The 17,946-nt window shown below is 44.5% G+C and carries 13 protein-coding genes; 5 read left to right on the forward strand and 8 right to left on the reverse strand.

The features are described from left to right. The first annotated feature begins 1 nt into the window (after position 1). The 4 genes from CH367_RS11705 (at position 2) to CH367_RS11720 (ending at position 6,625) form a co-directional block, all read left to right on the forward strand. Positions 2–2,599, forward strand: coding sequence for a cobyric acid synthase (locus tag CH367_RS11705; RefSeq protein ID WP_100762677.1), 2,598 nt, complete (start codon positions 2–4; stop codon positions 2,597–2,599). Between the two features lies 1 nt (position 2,600). Then, entirely contained in the window at positions 2,601–3,554 is a 954-nt protein-coding gene (cbiB, locus tag CH367_RS11710) for an adenosylcobinamide-phosphate synthase CbiB (protein WP_100762678.1), read from the forward strand. Continuing rightward, positions 3,551–4,189: a histidine phosphatase family protein gene (locus CH367_RS11715; RefSeq protein ID WP_100762679.1), complete on the forward strand. Its 639-nt coding sequence runs from the start codon at positions 3,551–3,553 to the stop codon at positions 4,187–4,189. Before cbiB ends, CH367_RS11715 begins: the two co-directional genes overlap by 4 nt. A 339-nt stretch (positions 4,190–4,528) precedes the next feature. Next, entirely contained in the window at positions 4,529–6,625 is a 2,097-nt protein-coding gene (locus tag CH367_RS11720; protein ID WP_100762680.1) for a TonB-dependent receptor, read from the forward strand. A 547-nt stretch (positions 6,626–7,172) separates the two neighbouring features. Here the strand turns inward: CH367_RS11720 and CH367_RS11725 are convergent. From CH367_RS11725 to CH367_RS11735, 3 genes are all read right to left on the reverse strand, one after another. Next, positions 7,173–7,805, reverse strand: coding sequence for a DUF1554 domain-containing protein (locus CH367_RS11725; RefSeq protein WP_244284559.1), 633 nt, complete (start codon positions 7,803–7,805; stop codon positions 7,173–7,175). Between the two features lie 432 nt (positions 7,806–8,237). Continuing rightward, positions 8,238–9,233 (reverse strand): response regulator, encoded by a 996-nt coding sequence (locus CH367_RS11730; RefSeq protein ID WP_100762682.1) that lies wholly within the window; start codon positions 9,231–9,233, stop codon positions 8,238–8,240. A 5-nt stretch (positions 9,234–9,238) separates the two neighbouring features. Further along, on the reverse strand, positions 9,239–12,223 hold the full coding sequence (locus CH367_RS11735) for an MHYT domain-containing protein (protein WP_100762715.1): 2,985 nt from the start codon (positions 12,221–12,223) through the stop codon (positions 9,239–9,241). A 371-nt stretch (positions 12,224–12,594) separates the two neighbouring features. Here CH367_RS11735 and CH367_RS11740 point away from each other — a divergent pair, with 371 nt between their 5' ends. Further along, positions 12,595–13,494: a haloalkane dehalogenase gene (locus tag CH367_RS11740; RefSeq protein ID WP_100762683.1), complete on the forward strand. Its 900-nt coding sequence runs from the start codon at positions 12,595–12,597 to the stop codon at positions 13,492–13,494. Between the two features lie 76 nt (positions 13,495–13,570). On the opposite strand, the gene CH367_RS11745 is transcribed toward CH367_RS11740, so the two are convergent. From CH367_RS11745 to CH367_RS11765, 5 genes are all read right to left on the reverse strand, one after another. After that, positions 13,571–14,278: a FecR family protein gene (locus CH367_RS11745; protein WP_100762716.1), complete on the reverse strand. Its 708-nt coding sequence runs from the start codon at positions 14,276–14,278 to the stop codon at positions 13,571–13,573. 67 nt (positions 14,279–14,345) lie between these two features. Beyond that, on the reverse strand, positions 14,346–14,891 hold the full coding sequence (locus CH367_RS11750) for a HAMP domain-containing protein (protein ID WP_100762684.1): 546 nt from the start codon (positions 14,889–14,891) through the stop codon (positions 14,346–14,348). Positions 14,892–14,952: 61 nt separating this feature from the next. Further along, a complete protein-coding gene (locus CH367_RS11755; protein WP_100762685.1) occupies positions 14,953–16,086 on the reverse strand; it encodes a FecR family protein in 1,134 nt (377 codons plus the stop codon). An 18-nt stretch (positions 16,087–16,104) separates the two neighbouring features. Then, a complete protein-coding gene (locus tag CH367_RS11760; protein ID WP_165783276.1) occupies positions 16,105–16,605 on the reverse strand; it encodes an RNA polymerase sigma factor in 501 nt (166 codons plus the stop codon). Between the two features lie 153 nt (positions 16,606–16,758). Beyond that, positions 16,759–17,598, reverse strand: a complete 840-nt coding sequence (locus CH367_RS11765; protein ID WP_100762687.1) for a DUF547 domain-containing protein — start codon at positions 17,596–17,598, stop codon at positions 16,759–16,761. Between the last annotated feature and the right edge of the window lie 348 nt (positions 17,599–17,946).

The raw sequence follows: 17,946 nt of genomic DNA on the forward strand, positions 1-17,946 counted from the left end.
GATGTCGGACATGGGGCACGGCGGAAATTTAGAGAAACTCGCGCGGACAACCGGGCTCAAACCGGAAGAAATTCTGGATTTTTCCGCCAATATAAATCCGATCGGTTTTCCGGAATGGCTTCGTCCATTCATTCATTCCAAAATTTCTAAATTGTCGTCGTATCCAGATCCGGAGTATTCATCTCTTAAGAAAAAACTACATTCTAAATATAGAATACATCCCGATCAAATCGTTATCGGAAACGGGGCTTCGGAACTCATATTACAAATTCCGTTTGCGATCGAAGCCGATTTTGCATTGATTCCGGTCCCTTGTTACAGCGGATACAAGGAAGCGATTTTACTCCGAGGACTTCCTTGTATCGAAGTCGTTTTAAAAGAAGAAGACTTGTTTCAACTCGACTACGATGAAATCGCCAACATTCTTAGATCGAACGCGGAGTCCAAAGCGCTCCTTTTTTTCGGGCATCCGAACAATCCGACGGGCAACCTACTCGATAAAAAGAAAATTCTCAAACTCGCGGTCGACTTTCCGAATTCAACCTTCGTCATCGACGAATCTTTTATCGACTTTTGTAACGAAGAATTTTCGTTTCGCTCCGATTTTCCCGAAAACACGATTCTCATCCAATCGATGACGAAAATTTTAGCGATCCCCGGCTTGAGAATCGGAGTTTGTTTTGCGTCTTCGGAAATTTGTTCAAAACTTTCAAAACGATTGCCGACTTGGAACGTAAATACTTTGGCCGTCTCGGTGTATGAAAAGTCTTTGGACGATCCGGATTTTTTCGATCGTTCCAGACAAACTCTAAACGAATGGAAAAACGAACTCGTATGCGATCTTTCTAATATAGAATCTTTGCATGGATTTAAGAGCGAAACGAATTTCATTTTGATCAAAATTCTCAATCGATGGTCCGCCTCCGAACTGACCCGAGAATTGCTCGAAAAACATAGAATCGCGATTCGTGATTGCGGAAACTTCAACGGACTTTCCGATAAATTCATTCGGATTGCGGTCCGTACGCCGGAAGAAAACGAAAAAATCGTAGATGCGTTTCGAATCGTCCTAGGAGAAACTCAAGTCCAAACTCGAAAACGATCCGTTCGAAAAACTCCGGCGATTATGTTTCAGGGAACGGCGTCTAACGTTGGCAAGAGCATCCTAACCGCCGCGTTCTGTAGAATCCTCGTGCAAGACGGATTGAAAGTGGCTCCCTTTAAATCCCAAAACATGGCGCTCAATTCTTTCGTAACCTGGGACGGCGGAGAAATCGGAAGAGCGCAAGCGTTGCAGGCACAAGCCGCGAAAATTCTTCCCGACATCCGGATGAATCCGATTCTTCTCAAACCTTCGAGCGAAAAGGATTCGCAGGTGATCATCAACGGCAAACCGGTGGCCGCGATGGACTTTAGAGATTACACGAAGTACAAATCGAGCGCGTTTGCGGAAGTAAAAAAATCCTATGATTCGCTCGCCGATGAATACCAAGCCATCATAATCGAAGGGGCCGGAAGCGCATCCGAAGTGAATCTCAAAAAAAATGATATCGTCAATATGAGAATGGCTGAATATGCAAAATCTAAAGTATTCCTGATCGGCAATATCGATCACGGAGGGATTTTCGGTTCCATTTTAGGAACGATGGAAACTCTTACGGAGTGGGAAAGAAAACTCGTTTTCGGATTCATCATCAACCGTTTTCGCGGAGTTAAGGAACTTCTAAAAAACGGAACGGAATACATAGAGGAATACACGGGCAAACCCGTTTTAGGAATCGTCCCCCATTTACAAAATTTGGATTTACCCGAGGAAGATTCTCTCGAATTCAAATCAGGCGCGTTAGACGACATATCTCCACTCGGAGATCGAATCGACGTCGCATTGATCGATTACCCGAGAATTTCAAATCATACCGACATAGACGCGCTCAAAGCCGAACCGGACGTTCGCGTTCGAATCGTGAGAAAGTTACAAGACCTGGGAGAACCCGATGTGTTGATTCTTCCGGGAAGTAAAAACGTGGTCACGGATTTGGATCACCTTCGCAACGTCGGCTTGGCGGATAGGATTCTTACCTTAGCCAAATCCGGAAGAACAGAGGTAGTGGGGATCTGCGGCGGATACCAGATGCTCGGTAAAGATATATTCGATCCTCATCGAATCGAAACCGATCGAGGAAGCGCGGAAGGACTTTCTCTTTTGCCTCTGGAAACCATATTAGAAAAGAATAAATCTCTAAAACAGGTCAAAGCAATTCATCTTCCGAGTGGATGCGAAGTCGAAGGATACGAAATCCATCACGGTAAAACAACGGCGATCGGAGAAACGAAGACGGTCTTTTTGAACGGAACAGACGAAACGTTGGGGCATAGCGATCCTTCCGATAGAATCTGGGGAACCTACATCCATGGAGTGTTCGATCGCGACGATTTTCGAAGAAACTTTTTGGATCGGATTCGTATTCGAAACGGTAAACAACCTTTGATCGACGTTCAGGTTTCTTACAACTTGGAAACATCTTTGGATCGTCTCGCGTTCCACGTTAGGCAATCTCTCGATATGAATCTGATCTACGACGCATTGGGACTCGGCTGAAGTGCCTTGGATCATCGCAACTTCCATCGTCTTCGATTTAATTTTCGGAGATCCTAGAAATCTTCCCCATCCGGTACGGGCGATCGGCAAACTCGCAAGGAGTTCGGAAAGAATTTTTAGAAACCTATGCAGTTCCGAACGAATCGCCGGAATTCTTACATCCGTTTCCATATATTCGGTTTCGTTTTGGATTCCTTATTGGATGATTTTTTACGCGGACAAAATCCACTGGGTTCTCGGCGCATTCTTATCCGCAGTTACGATCTATACGACGATTGCAATTCGAGACATGATCGATCATAGCAAGGATGTGTACGAAGCACTCATACAAAACGATCTTGTATCGGCTCGCGAAAAAGTTTCCAGGATCGTCGCAAGAGATACCGAACACTTGAACCGATCCGAAATCATCCGTGCATGTATAGAAAGTACCGCGGAAAGTCTCGTGGATGGGATCACGGCTCCTCTTTTTTACGCGGTGTTAGGAGGTCCGGCCTGGGCGATGTTTTATCGTTCGATCAACACGTTAGACTCTCTTTTCGGATACAAGACGGAACTTTATCGAAAATTCGGAAACTTTCCCGCGAGAATGGACGACATCGCCAATTTTTTACCCGCGAGAATCACTTCTTACGTTCTTGTTTTTGCGTCCTTTTTACTCGGATATAATTTTAGAAATTCGTTTTATATTCTTAGAAGGGACGGGCAAAAACACCCGAGTCCGAATTCCGGCTTTGCCGAAGCCGCGGTAGCGGGCGCCTTGGAGATTCAACTCGGAGGAACCAACTTCTACGGAGGAAAGGAAAACGTTAAACCGACATTGGGGAATCCGGACCAAGAATTAAAAATCGAACAAATCCTTCAAACGAACAGACTCATCCTATTGTCGTCCTTATTGACCGCCGGGTTTTACGTTCTATTGTACGTGCTTGTCGCGATGATTTGGAAAGAATGAAAAACAAAATCGCAGACGAAACATTCAATTATACAAACGTCGTTTATGTTTTTAGACACGGTGAAACGGAATGGAATCTTCAGGGAAAACTACAAGGTCATCTGGAAAATTCGATAACTAAGAACGGGATCGAACAAGCGAAGGCTTTGATCCCGATTCTAAAAAACGCGAACGTAAATCTTTTACTAAGCAGTGATCTTCGAAGAGCCAAAGAGACAAGCGAAATCGTAGCGGACGCGCTCGGTGTTCCAATCCTTTTCGACTCCGGGTTACGGGAAGTAGACTTAGGAGAAGGGCAGGGCAAATTGATAAACGAAGTGGATTCCCTATTCGGAGAATCGTTTTGGAAACATTGGAACGATCACAATCCGATTTACGATTCTTTTCGTTTTCCGGGCGGAGAGTCTAAACTCGAAACGGACGAACGAATTCATTCTACACTGTTGAAACGGATCGAAATGTTCTCGGATCGGACGGTCGCATTGTGTACACATGGCTACGTTATGACACGAATGTATAAAATGTTCAAACCGGAAATACAACGAATTCCTCATATTCAAAACGGGGAATGTATACGATTTCAAACGGAAGAATTTTTAAGAAGAAAAAGATCATTAGAAAAAAATAATACGTAGCTTTAATAATTTTTATTGTAAGCTGTGACGACTTTCGTTTTACTGACGTTAGCTTTCAGGGATGAAGTTGGGTGAAATTCCCGCGCTGACCCGCAACTGTGTGTTTCGTTTGTTTAAAACGAACGAAACGAGCCAGATCTCCCGCAATATTTTTACCTCGAGGTTAGGTAGTTTTGCATTCTCGCCTATGTACGTCCGTACAGAACGAAGGGCCCCGAAAGACTATTTGGGGCTTTTCAAAAGGATACAAATTAGAATTTGTTGATATACGAATATTCTATTCTTATCATGCGCTAAGCGTATTCTTTTAGGATTTCCCCGATCAATTCAGGTGGAAACATGTTTCAGGACGTATTCAGAGGGATCAAAAGGATTCTTCCTTTTCTTTTGATCGTGGTGTCGGCTTCGGTGAATTCTCAGGAACCGGATCCGAAAAAAAATCAGGACAATAACAACGGAATCGTGGTGAACGGAAAGGCGAATTTCGGACTCGGCATCGCCGGTTCCGCAAGCGAAGGAACCATACGTTCCGAACAAATTCGATCCAGACCGATTTCAAGAGCGGGCGAGATCGCGGAATTCATACCGGGAATGATCGTCACACAACACAGCGGCTCGGGTAAAGCGAACCAATATTATCTTCGAGGATTCAATCTCGATCATGGAACCGATTTTGCGGCGAGCGTAAACGGCATGCCCGTGAACAATCCTTCTCACGGACACGGACAAGGTTACTCCGATATCAGTTTTATCATTCCCGAACTGATCGAAGAGATTAAGTTTAAAAAAGGAGTTTATTTCGCGGACGAAGGAAACTTTTCATCTGCGGGTGCGATGAACGTTTCTTACTTTCGTTCCTTAAAAAAAGGAATCGCAACGATAGAAGGTGGAACCTTCGGATACGCAAGAACCTTAGTCGCAAAATCACATTCGATCGGACCGGGAACCTTGTTGTATGCGTTCGAAGCTTCTCATTCCGACGGACCTTGGACCGTTAAGGAGAATTATAGAAAAGTAAACGGAATCGTAAGTTACAGCGTAGGCGACGAAAAGAGCGGTCATCGTCTTTTAGGAATGGGCTATCGAGGCAACTGGCATACGACACATCAAATTCCGAAAAGAGCGATCGAAAAGGGAAAGTCTTGGCTCGAACCGGACAACGACGGAATCGGAAGATACGACGCAGTCGATCCGACCGACGGAGGACGTACCAATCGGGCGAGTCTTTCTTGGGAAGCGCATCATAGAAACAAGAATTCAGATGCAAGATTTCTTATATACGGATTGTACAACGATCTTTCTCTTTTTTCAAACACGACGTATTATATGCTCGATCACGAAAGAGGGGATCAGATCGAACAAACGGATCGAAGAACCGTATCAGGTCTGAAAACGAGTTATAAGATTTTTTCGGAAGTGGCCGGAATCAAATTCGAAAATCAAATCGGTCTCCAGATCCGAAGGGATTTTATTCAGAATTCCCTCTATCACACCGAAGCGAGAGCACAGCTCGATAACCTAAAATCGAATCAGATCATAGAAACCAATCTTTCCGCATATTATGAGAATCGAATACAATGGACTCCTAAAATAAGAACCGTCTTAGGGATCCGTGCCGATCAGTTTCAATTCCATGTGGACGACAAAAATCCGGAACTCAGCGATCGTAAAAGGGCCTCCGTAGGAAGCCCGAAAGCCGGAATCGTATTCGGACCTTGGATGCACACGGAGATCTATCTCAACGGGGGGCATGGTTTTCATACGAACGACGCACGGGGGCTGACCGACAAATCGCATCCGTTCATTCCGATCGTCATGTCGCGTGGAGGAGAATTCGGAGTAAGAAGCGTCGTCATGGATCGATGGAAAACAACCGCGAGTTTTTGGCAGTTGGATCTTGACTCCGAATTGATTTTCGTCGGAGACGCGGCTACCACGGAGCCGAGTCGCTCCAGCACGCGCCGGGGTGTGGAATGGTCCAATTCTTTCGAGCCGATTCGAAATCTCGTTTTCGACGCAGACGTTTCCGTATCCAGATCCCGCTTCCGTTCCAGCGAGGAGGAAGCCGGAAATTTTATTCCCGGATCCATCGAAAGCGTTTATACGGGCGGGATCACTCTCAAAGAAACCGAAGGGTTTTTCGGTTCGATCCGCGCCCGTTATTTCGGACCGCGTTCTTTGATCGAAGACAATTCGGTTCGTTCTCCGCCGACGACTTTGTTCAACTTGCAGTTCGGTCGGAAGATCAACGAGACCTGGAGCGCCGTTTTTGAAATGTTCAACATCCAAAACGCAAAGGTCAGCGATATCGATTATTACTACGCGTCCCGTCTGAAACACGAGTCCGAAGGTCCCGACGAAGGCGGAACCAACGACATTCATACGAGACCGTCCGCGCCTCGGTCGATTCGATTGGCGATCCGAGGTACATTCTAACATTTTTTTCTTCTTAACGCTTGGGCGGTGAACGAATGATTTTTCCTTTTTGTGTTCCGTTCGTTCACCGCTTTTTTTTGATTTACGGAGAATGTGGACACGAATGTGTGAAAGCGCAAAACGTCGAAAAACATTCTCTCCAAAAGCCACTGCTTAAATCTAGGCAATCGGAAAATCAGCCGATTCCGAGAGGGGTTTAAAAATTCGGGGGAATTTTATCCTTACGTACAATGCTTCGAGGGGAGAATTTTCGATATTCTAGACATAAGGGAGAACTTCCGATAATGTAGATTATGTCGCATATTAATTCTGTACGTTTAGTGTCTTCATTCATCTCCATACATCCTTTAGCACTCTTCATGCTCAATACAAACTTTACAAAATGAAACGAACTCTGTAACTCGTACTCCATGAAGTTGGCCTGTCGGAATCGGGTTCTATGAATTCGATAATTTTACCGGAAAGTGATCTGCCGATAATTGGTCATCGATTGAAATAACTCGGCAACCCAAAAGTTCAGGATGCCGAGTTAGATTTGCAGAGCGATTTACTGCTCTATACAAAGTAAATTTTGTCTTGCGTTGCAGTTCCAGCTGTCTATCGCAAATGCTCCACCTGTACCCGCGCCAAATGCGGAAGTGTCCGTCGTGTTTCCTGCATTTCCTATGTCACCAGCGTTTACGGATGTCCAGCCTTGGCATGTACTTCCTACATTCCAAGCCGCATCGGAAAGTCCGTCCCAGAAAAAAGTTTGGGCGCCACCGTCGATTCCATTCGTAAAGTTAGCAGTCACAATTGCTTGAGCGTTTGTCGTGAACGTTACCGTCGTTCCATCCTGTCTTCTATATTCCTTATTCGCAAAAAGAACCCAATCTACCTTTGTCGGTGAAATCGTTCTTGTTCCATTGGAGACTAGAAGAGCTTTATATGCTCCGGTAAATCCCGATGGTCGTTCCGACGCACATTTTGCATCCGCTCCTACAACCCCTCCAAGGTCCCCTAAAAATCCGACGCCGTTATTTTTTGCGATAAAGGTCCTACAAAATGTCGAGTTCTGACAAGATGTAAAAGAGTTTGCATTTGTCAGTTTTAAGTTCGTGGCAACGATCAAATCAAGTAAGTCTTCGTTGTTGTCGCCCTTTTTTGCGCAATTCAATGAAACTAAGAATACTAAACTCATAGTAGTAATCTTAAAAAATATCCTTTTAATCATATTGATCTTCCTTATTGATTTTGAGATAAACTCAACTTCGGAACCGCACGTGCACGCGCTTTCAACGCACGAACGATAGGAAACATCATTGAACTTTTCTCTAAATACAATAAGCCGTTGCGTCTTTATTTTTCTCAGATGCCGATTGAAAAGGGATATTGGATTATATAACGGTTAACCACTGAATAATAAAATATTGAAAATAAAGATACCATCGACTTTTATTATAAGTACGGTCTCTTTGTGATCAATATCATGTCCGATTCAAGAATGATTGCCAATTAAGATCCGAAAAGATCAATTAGGAAATAAATTTCTGACGAGAGTCTTTGAGAAAGTTACTTGTAGATGCGGTATTTAGTATTTATTTCGCATTTTTAAATTAAGGACGGATTCGTTTCAGCTCTCCGCCCAACGTTCTTTCACTTCGAGAAGTTTCGGCATCACGTCGAGAAAAACAGGAATCAGATTCGGGTCGAAATGTTTGCCAGATTCGTTTCGAATGTATTCGATCGCATCGGAAATTTCCCAAGCTTTTTTATAAGGACGTTTTGTAGTCAGCGCGTCGAAGACGTCGGCTAACGCAACGATGCGGGCTTCGACCGGAATCTCGTCCTCTCGGAGCGCGTTGGGATAACCGGAACCGTTCCATTTTTCGTGATGGCTCTGCGCGATCGTCTTGGCCAACTGCAAAAGCCTGGAATCGTGATCGCCTATAATCTCCGCTCCGATCGCGGGATGTTTTTGCATCACGGCCCATTCTTCCGGAGTCAGTTTACCTTGTTTTTGTAATATATGATCGGGAATACCGATCTTACCGATATCATGCATCGGCGAAGCGTGCAGAAGATCCTCCGCACAATCGGGAGAAAAACCCGAAGCAAGAGCGATGATGCGAGAATAATGACTCATTCGAATCACGTGAAGACCGGTTTCGTTATCCTTATATTCTGCCGCAAGACCGAGCCTCTGAATGATTTGAAGTCTTGTTTCTCTCAGTTCCTCGTTACGGACTAAGGAAAGATGAGTTTTTACTCTGGCCTTTACAATCGCGGAACTGATCGGTTTGGTGATGTAATCCACGGCGCCCGCGTCGAAACCTTCCGCCTCGTCTTCTTCTTCGGTCATCGCCGTAACGAAGATCACCGGGATTCTCGAGGTGGAAGGTTCGGCTCGAAGTATCTTACAAGTTTCATGGCCCGTGATCCCGGGCATCATCACATCCAAAAGAATGATATTCGGTTTTTCTGACTTCGCGAGTTCGATTCCTTTGTAACCGTCTTTGGCGAAGAATAGCTGATAATCGGAACTCAAAATTTGCTTCAAAACTTGAAGATTCGCGGCCTCGTCGTCTACGATAAGAATCTTAGCTTGTGCTTTCGTATTTATACTCATTTATTTTAAATTCCTGGAATATTCAAAAATGATGAAAACTCATACAATCTGGAACGTGCTTCTTCCAATTCGAACTGATTCACGTTGGAAAGAAATCTTTCGACCTGTTCCTCTTCCACTTTTCCGGAAATCAGACGTAGAAATTCGTTGAGGTGTTCGTCTTCGATGGTTCCTCTTTGGAAGTTGTCGAGAATTTCGACAAAAAGAATTTTCATACGTTCCCTCTCCGAATCGCTCGGAGTCTCGAGCACCGAAGTCTTTTGCAATTTGGGAACGGGAGAAATTCCGTTCAAGTGTAACACCGCGGCCATTTCGCTTAACAATTCCGGAAGATCAATCGGCTTCGCAACGAATCCGTCCATACCCGATTCTTTCGCGGCGTCTCGATCCTCTTGAAAAACGCTCGCCGTCAGAGCGATGATCGGAGTTCTTTTTACGTTCTCCTGCACTTCGTGAAAACGGATAATTCTCGCGGTTTCATGTCCGTCGATTCCCGGCATTTGAACGTCCATAAAGATCAGATCGAACGATTCTTCACCGTATATTTGAACGGCTTCTTCTCCGCTCAAAACCGAGGTAACCGTATGGCCTTCTTTGGAAAGAAGAAGTTTCAGAAGTTCTGTGTTCTTTTCCATATCGTCCACGATCAGAATTTTCAGTTTCGGATATTGAAAGTCGATCGATCTTTCCTTATGAGAATCCAAACTCGTATTCGGACTCAATGGAAGTCTAACGTGAAACACGCTTCCTTTTCCGAGATCGCTTTCCGCCCAGATTTCGCCCTTCATCAAATCCGTGAGTTGTTTACAGATGGTGGTGCCAAGCCCGGTTCCACCGTAACGTCTTGTAGTGGAAATGTCTGCTTGTGTGAATGGTTCGAAAATTTTCTCCATTCGGTCCGCGCGGATTCCAATCCCGGTATCCCGAATCGAAAAATGAATATAAGGATTTTCGAATTTGATTTCGAACGTGACCTTTCCTCGATCCGTGAACTTAATCGCATTCCCGATCAGATTGGTAAGAATCTGACGCACCCTTAAAGAATCTCCGATAAAAAACTCGTTCAGATTCGGATCTCGGATCACCTCGAATTCCAGATTTTTCTTACGCGCGTTCAAACCGAAGATGGATTTCAATTCGCTTATCAATTTAAAAAGAGAGAACGTGTTGATTTCGAGTTCCACCGCGCCCTTTTCGAGTTTAGCGGTGTTGAGAATATCGTTCAAAAGTCTTAACAGAGATTTGGCGGAGCCCTTGATGATTTCCAAATGACCGATCTGTTCTTTTTTGGGTTCGGCGGAAAGAAGAACCTCGGTAAAACCGATGATAGAATTCATAGGAGTTCGAATCTCGTGACTCATATTCGCAAGAAAGGAAGTTTTGGTCAACGCAGCGAGCTCCGCTTTTTCCATCGACCTTCTCAATTCTTCTTCCATGTTTCTTCGTTCGGTGATGTCTAGAATGACACCGTCCAAAAAAAGAACTTCTCCGTTACCGCCGAAAATCGCACTTCCGTGGCCCCAACACCATTTGATCTCGCCGTGTTTATCGAGAATCCTATATTCTAAAACGAAGGCCTTTCTTACCTGAACCGCATCGGAAACGACCTTTCCGATTTTTTCCCTGTCTTCGGGAAGGATCAAGTCCACGAAATATCGTTTTGGATCCGGTTCCATAAAATCGGAAACGGGATAACCGGTTAACTTCTCCATCGCTTCGCTCAAGAACACGATCGTCCATTTATCGTTGAAAAGACAACGATACGTAACGCCGGGAATGTTTTCGATTAGGGAACGTTTCTGAAGTTCGCTTTGTTTCAAAGCGTTCTCGATCATCTTTTCTTCGCTGATATCGGTTACGAAACCGACAAGAATACCTTCGTTCGGAAGTTGCGCGTAACCGACCGCAAGTCGAATCGGAAATCGACCCGCGTTTTTTCGCAGACCGAAGGATTCTTGTCCCGTGCCGATAAACTTTCCTAAAAGACGGGATTCCGTCGAATTAGCATTTCCGTTTCGGTTAACGTTTGCCTCGGGAAGAAGAAGACCGATATGCTTACCGATCACTTCCGAGCTTTGATAACCGAAAATCTTTTCGGCGGAATCGTTGAAGTCGAGAATTGTACCGCCCATGTTCAACGTAAAAACTCCGTCTACCGCGGTTGTGACGATCGCTCTCATCCGAGTTTCGCTCGCACGAAGATTGTTCACAAGTTTGCGATAACGAATGAACGCGTTCACCGCAAACGTAAATATCGTGAATGTGATCGTAGTGATCGAAACGGCTAACGCCAAAAAGGTGGGATTGGACGGAGCGCTGTTGTACGAAGTCTCGGGAAGTCCGATGAATCTCGCGGCGAACATACCCGTATAGTGCATTCCGGAAATCGCGATTCCCATCACGGATCCCGCGATGAGAGTGGAAACGTTTTTACTCAATTTCAAATCGGACAAACCGAATCGAACCCAAAGAGAAAGAATGGAAAGAACGACCGCGACCAAAATGGAAAGAGCGAAGAAGATCGGATCGTAACGAAGCAATACGTCCGTTCTCATGGCGGCCATACCCGTATAGTGCATGGCTCCGATTCCGGAACCGACCAACACTCCGCCGACTACCAATTCCACCCAATGAATCTTAGGTCGTCCGACGTATGCAAGAGCGATCATCGAAGCGATAAAGCTCGGAAACATGGAAACGATCGTCAACGTTTTGTCGTAGGAAACGGAAACACACAACTGAAACGACAACATCCCGATAAAGTGCATGGCCCAAACGCCGCAACCCAAAGCGAGACTGGCCGCAAAGAGTATCAGAAATCTGCTTCCCGCACGAGAAGATTCGGGGGAACTCTGCCCTACCATCTGCAACGCGATAAAGGAGGAAAAAATGGAAACGAGAATGGATAAGACGATCAGAATCGGATCGTAAGTGCTCGGTAGAAATTGAACGTTGTCGTTGAAAAGAAAGAAGTTCCGGATCCAAGCCATAAGCGAATTGAATATCCCCATGAATGATGAACATCCGAGGAATTGTTCCATTCCACAGAATCGAGTTTTATAGGATCAGTTCTTTTCGATTTTGGATTCGGGAGAATCCGAGTAATTTCAAGTTCTTTTTCAACGCGAAAATCACCTCGTTGCCGGGACTTCCGCTTATTTTGAAAGTTAAAATACCTTCTATGAATTAAGCAACAGAAAATATTTCCCATTCTTTTCTATAATTTGGTAAATCCTTTTGAATCAGCGATAGAAAATGCCCATTTTCGAACATTCTAAAATCCATGCGGTTCAATCGGGGCCGGAATAAATTCTCGAAAAACGCTTTCCCGAATCGCAAACCCGGGCAATCTATAGCCCCTATGGAAATCTTGAGAACCCCGGATTCTTCCTTTGAAAACCTACCCGGCTATAGTTTTACACCAAACTATTTGCAGATCCAAAACCTAAGAATGCACTACGTAGACGAAGGCCCGAAAGACGCTTCGGAAACCATTCTGCTGTTGCATGGAGAACCTTCCTGGTCTTATTTGTATCGAAAGATGATTCCACCGTTGGCGAACGCGGGCTATCGTACGATCGCGCCCGATCTGATCGGTTTTGGGAAGTCCGACAAACCGAATGATCCCGCGTTCTTTACCTATCAAACGCATGTGGATTGGTTAACCGGTTTTGTGGAGAATTTAGATTTAAAAAACGTTACCCTTTTCTGTCAGGATTGGGGCGGACTTTTAGGTCTTCGAGTTGCGGCGGAACATCCGGAACGTTTTTCAAGAATCGTAGCGGCCAACACGTTTTTGCCGACCGGAGATATTCCACCCAAGGAAGACTTTCTCAAGTGGAGACATTTCTCACAGAACGTAAAACGTCTTGCGATCGGAACCATCGTTAAAAACGGATGTGTCTCCGAGCTTTCCAAAGAAATCGTCGCGGCCTATGATTCTCCGTATCCCGATGAAACATACAAAGCCGCCGCGAAAAAATTTCCGGCCTTGGTTCCGATTTCACCGGACGATCCCGCTTCGGAACCGAATCGAAAGGCTTGGGAAATTTTAAAGACCTGGAAAAAACCGTTTCTCACCGCGTTCAGCGATCAGGATCCGATCACAAAAGGCGGAGATATTTTCTTTAGAAGATTGATCCCGGGTGCAAAAGGTCAAAAACACGTAACGATTGCCGAAGGCGGTCATTTCTTGCAAGAGGACAAAGGGGAAGAATTGGCCGAGGTAGTGAAAAATTTCATCAAGGCCAATCCGTTGTAAAAAGGAACGGCATATCGCCAGCGCAGGCTCCCGGATCGGATCGGCCTGCTTGGCTTGGTCGGCCTGCGAATCTATATTATGATTTCGGAAAGTTCTCCAGAAGCTCCTTGTTTTTCAACTTCTGATCCTTGAGCATCTGATAGTTTTCGGCTTTGATCGTCTTGAAGTTTTGGATGATCTTCATCTTTTCTTTCATGAATTCTTTCAGAGGTTCCATCAGAAGTTCTTTTCCGTTCCAAGAAGCCTGTTCGCCGGCCTTCACGTCCAACTCTCCGCCGGAAGAAGATTGAACTGCAACCTCTCCCTCGTTTACAAAAACTCCGTCTGGAACATCCGAATCCTCGTTTCTCGGAGCTTTTGTTTTTTCCTCGCTCACAACAAACTGAGTTCCTCGAACACCCGCGGTATAAGAGATGGAACTTACTTCTAGATCTTCTTTCTTATTCGATTTTTGAACGTTGGCAAAAAGTTTACCGGAAACCAAGGTCACCTTCGTAGTATTTTTGGATCCGTCCGAGAAAAGTTCGGCGATTTCAATCTTTGTATAAGGTGCGAGTCGGATCACAGCGTTTGCACCCAACTGAAGATCCGCTTTTCCATCTGCGGTTTCAACCTTAGCGGACTTCGTAAGAACTATATTCTTTTTGAGAGTTTCCGTTTTACCGGCTTGAGAATATTGCACCTTCCCCGTAACAAAAAGAGCGATCGCAACTTCTTCGTCCGCGAATACGAATTGGGGAAAAAACAAAATGAAAGAACTAAAAAGTAAAACCTTACGAACCATACCGAAGAAACTTATCGCGCTTTGAAAAAAAATCCACAATTAATTTCCAAAACGAGACTGAAAGAATTCAGCTCTTATGGTTGTTGATTCTTTTTTCGATGACTTGATTCAAAAGATCCGCGAGTTCTTGAAACTCGTCTCCCTTTCGAATTTTGATCTTTTTAACGGGCTCGTCGCCGTTCGCCAATTTTCTAAGATGATTTTTGATGTTATAAACCGGACCGGCCATCTTATGAGAATAGATCACGGTAAAGATCGCGGTCATTCCTAAGAATAAACCGGATAAAAGAAGAATTCCGTTTACCTGAATCGAGAACATATCGAGTCTATGATCGTAATCCGGAAGAAAGATTTCCCTTTCCACGAACTTTTCCTTTTCGACTCCGTTCTGATCTTCAAATCCTTTTTGATAAACTTTGACCGGATCGTTTCTCAAACGGAAAACGACTCCCTTATCGAACTTCGTGTAGTTCAACCAATAGAGAAATCCGACCGTGAGCAGTAGGCCGAAAACGATGAGCAAGGAATAATTCAATAAAAACTTGAGTTGAAAGTCCCGGTCGATGATGTAGTTGCTGAAGATTCTTTTTTTACCGGGGTCATCGTGTGTCATGCAGGGTCCTCGAGAGCATAATTTCCCGATTTACCGGCCGACTGTCAAAGAGAATTTGCCCTCAGTGGAGTTGAATCACTTCGGAGACGAGTCCCCTTTGAATGGTGATTTCCTTTTCAAGGGTTTGGACATACATCGCGTTTTCGTCCATATCCACGATGACACCTTCGATCGTCTTTCCGTCCGTCAGAACAATTCTTTCCATTCGTTGAAACTCCGTTAGGAGTTCTTGTTTGCTGGAATAAGCCCGGTTTTTATCTCTAGGAATGCTTTCGATCGGGAGTTTTTCGAACTCAAGACCGAGGTGATCCTTCTCGGAATCGTTCAAACGACTCCGAACAAAACCCTTTTGATTTACGAAAATTCCCTGGTTCGGTTCGAGGATCTGTTCTCCTTCGGGAGCGGTTTTTTTGGATTCTTCTCGGGCGCTGATCGCCACTCGACCTTCCAAAACTCGAACCCGAGTTCCCTCGCCCGGAACGTTTTGAAAACTGAAACTAGTGCCTCGAACTTCGGCGCTTACGTTTTCGGAGCGAACGATAAATTCTTCTTTTTTAAGATTCTTATGAATGTGCGCGAGCAGTTCGCCTTTTTCAAGATCGATTCCGATTTTATAGTGTGTGGAAAGATCGATCCATCGGAAAGAAACTTCCGAATCGGAGAGAATTCGTACTGCGATCCCGTCGGAAACTTTCAAGTTGAGAATCGCGTTCGGACCGGTGACTACTCTTTGGCCTTCTTGGATGCGAACCCCTGGTTTTAAAAGTATTTTGTCCTTCGGATCGGAGGACGTAAGATACGCTTCCCCTTCCACTTGAGAAATCTCCACTCCGCCCTTTTCGACGTCGATGGAAGATTGGTTCTTAAGAATAGAATAATATCCTAATGTTACCGCGAGTAGAAAGATCGCCGCGGCGGAAAGACCGATTGCAAATCGATTCTTTCTAAAATCGGAAAAGGAAATGACCTTGGAAACTTTGGAGGATTCTTTTTTGCCGGAGAATTGGTTTTGATCGTCGGATGAAAGCGCGCGGGCATAAAGAGCCTCGAAGTCTGAAGCCTTAGCCGAATATTCAACCCAGGAATCGCCTAAGCCTTTGGCCAGCCATTCCACAGAAGGACTTAGATCGTTCCGCTTCCCTTCCAGCAGAATTTCTTGAATCTTCTCTTCCCTTTCCATTCCCGATTCTTCCATTTTTATCTATACTCTTAATCAGGGTTTCAAATTCTTTTTTTCAGCAATTTCGGTCACTTTCGCGGTCGCTTTTACGATCAAACGAGAAGCGGTCGAAACCGATATACTCATAATTTCCGCAATCGTCGTCAGATTGTAGTCTTCCATAAACCGAAGAATCAAAGCATACTTCTCGTCTTCTTCCAGTTCGTCCAAACATTCCAGAAGACGTTCTTCCAAATCCTTAAGTTCGGCCTTTCTGACGAAAGAAAGCTTTTGTTCCTGAAAGTCTTGCATCTCCGGATTCCCACTTTCTTTTACGGTGGAGAATTTCCGAGAATGATTGATGGATCGGTTTCGAGCGATCGTATAGAGCAAACGAATTGCTTGTTCTCGATCGATATTCGAATCGGAATATTTCCTGAAAAAATTCAAGAACGTATCCTGCATGAGATCCATCGCGACCTCAGGATTCCCGGAGCTATATTTATAGAGGAAATCAAAGATTTTTCCACTGTACTCTCGATAGAGAGCATCCATAAAATCTTTCCGGGCGGTCATTGGAACTAAGTTGAAGATGGGAAACCCGATTTCAAGTAAATTCCTTTGCCGTTCCTTGCCTTCTATCCAGAGTTAACAGAGCGATTTTGGCTTTTTTTCAGGATCGAGGTTTTTTTTCTCGGGGCGGAAAGATTATTTCGTTCGATTCAAATTCCAGTCGTAATCGAGATACCGAATCTCCGCGTCCGTCGGAACCGATGCAAGTCCGGAATTGGAATTGAAAAAAGAAATTAGGCTTCCGTTTTTACGCGTAAAATCTCCTCCGAACCACTGGAAAATCTTGGAAAGATAAAGTGTTTTTTGGGAAGAATCGTATCGGTTGTAATTTCGATCCGTTAGAAATCGTTTTGCGACATAGGCAAGTTGTTCTTCAAGTTTGGGCGCTTGAAAGGATTGTTCAAAAAGCGGTGGACATCCTTTGGAGGCGCAATTGATGGCGAAGTGGATTCTCGGTTCTTGAAAGTCCTTGCGAAGCTTTTCGTGCTCGATCCAATCTAGATTCTTTTTGGTTCCGAGTAAGCTGAAGAATTCCAATTTCCAGGGTCCCGAAAAAAGTCCTCCGAGATCCTTTATACTTTTTAACGGATAATGATCCAGAATCAATCGAATCGTAAACGCGTTATACGCGTTGATCAGGAAACTCATCTTTTCCGAATTGTTAAACGAAGAATATTCCTTTTCGTCGACGGCGCTCAAGGTTTGTAGATATATGTCGAGCCCGCTTCGATTTTTTTTCCAGGTAGAATAATCGACGTTTCCTTCTTTAACGTATTTTTTGATTTCGTTGTTCCATTGGGTATGTTTGTGATCGAAGGCCTGGATCGGTTGGTTCATATATCCGAATCCGTAGACGCAGATTGTTGTTAGGATTAAGAAGAATTTTGTGATTTTGTTGTTGGTCTTTTGGGTTTTGCGGATCGCGTTTGGCTGTGGTTGTAGTTTTAACTGTCGTTGTGGTCGGTTGAATTTCATGGGATTCACTTCTTGTTTTGTGTTACGCTGGGTTGGTCTGGTATGAAAGTTGTCGTATGTCGGCTCTGTGGATTAGACAAGTCTGTGATTCCGTTCGTAAACTTGTATCGTCATAAATATTGGGACGTTGGATTTTTGTGAAGATATTACTTGCCCGTCTTGGAAGTCGGTCTTTGTTTGAGGTGATTTTGTTTTAAAGGAATTGGTAATAATTCGGCGGGAAATAACTTCGGAAATCCAAGTCTTGGGCGTAAATCGGGTTTGGTTCGAAGATAAATTCGCGTGTGATCGTGTTGGATGCTAAATCGAGGGTCAGAATATTTCTGTATAAATCGTGGAAGGATGGAG

The organism is Leptospira barantonii (assembly GCF_002811925.1).
Lineage (GTDB): Bacteria > Spirochaetota > Leptospiria > Leptospirales > Leptospiraceae > Leptospira > Leptospira barantonii.

Excerpts from the sequence above, each read along its gene's own strand:
- CH367_RS11760 (WP_165783276.1), bottom strand. The coding sequence starts at position 16,605 with ATGGATGCTCTCTATCGAGAGTACAGTGGAAAAATCTTTGATTTCCTC.
- CH367_RS11725 (WP_244284559.1), bottom strand. The coding sequence starts at position 7,805 with ATGAGTTTAGTATTCTTAGTTTCATTGAATTGCGCAAAAAAGGGCGAC.
- CH367_RS11735 (WP_100762715.1), bottom strand. The coding sequence starts at position 12,223 with ATGGCTTGGATCCGGAACTTCTTTCTTTTCAACGACAACGTTCAATTT.
- CH367_RS11715 (WP_100762679.1), top strand. The coding sequence starts at position 3,551 with ATGAAAAACAAAATCGCAGACGAAACATTCAATTATACAAACGTCGTT.
- CH367_RS11755 (WP_100762685.1), bottom strand. The coding sequence starts at position 16,086 with ATGGAAGAATCGGGAATGGAAAGGGAAGAGAAGATTCAAGAAATTCTG.
- CH367_RS11720 (WP_100762680.1), top strand. The coding sequence starts at position 4,529 with ATGTTTCAGGACGTATTCAGAGGGATCAAAAGGATTCTTCCTTTTCTT.
- CH367_RS11730 (WP_100762682.1), bottom strand. The coding sequence starts at position 9,233 with ATGAGTATAAATACGAAAGCACAAGCTAAGATTCTTATCGTAGACGAC.
- CH367_RS11765 (WP_100762687.1), bottom strand. The coding sequence starts at position 17,598 with ATGAAATTCAACCGACCACAACGACAGTTAAAACTACAACCACAGCCA.
- CH367_RS11740 (WP_100762683.1), top strand. The coding sequence starts at position 12,595 with ATGGAAATCTTGAGAACCCCGGATTCTTCCTTTGAAAACCTACCCGGC.
- CH367_RS11745 (WP_100762716.1), bottom strand. The coding sequence starts at position 14,278 with ATGGTTCGTAAGGTTTTACTTTTTAGTTCTTTCATTTTGTTTTTTCCC.
- CH367_RS11705 (WP_100762677.1), top strand. The coding sequence starts at position 2 with ATGTCGGACATGGGGCACGGCGGAAATTTAGAGAAACTCGCGCGGACA.
- CH367_RS11750 (WP_100762684.1), bottom strand. The coding sequence starts at position 14,891 with ATGACACACGATGACCCCGGTAAAAAAAGAATCTTCAGCAACTACATC.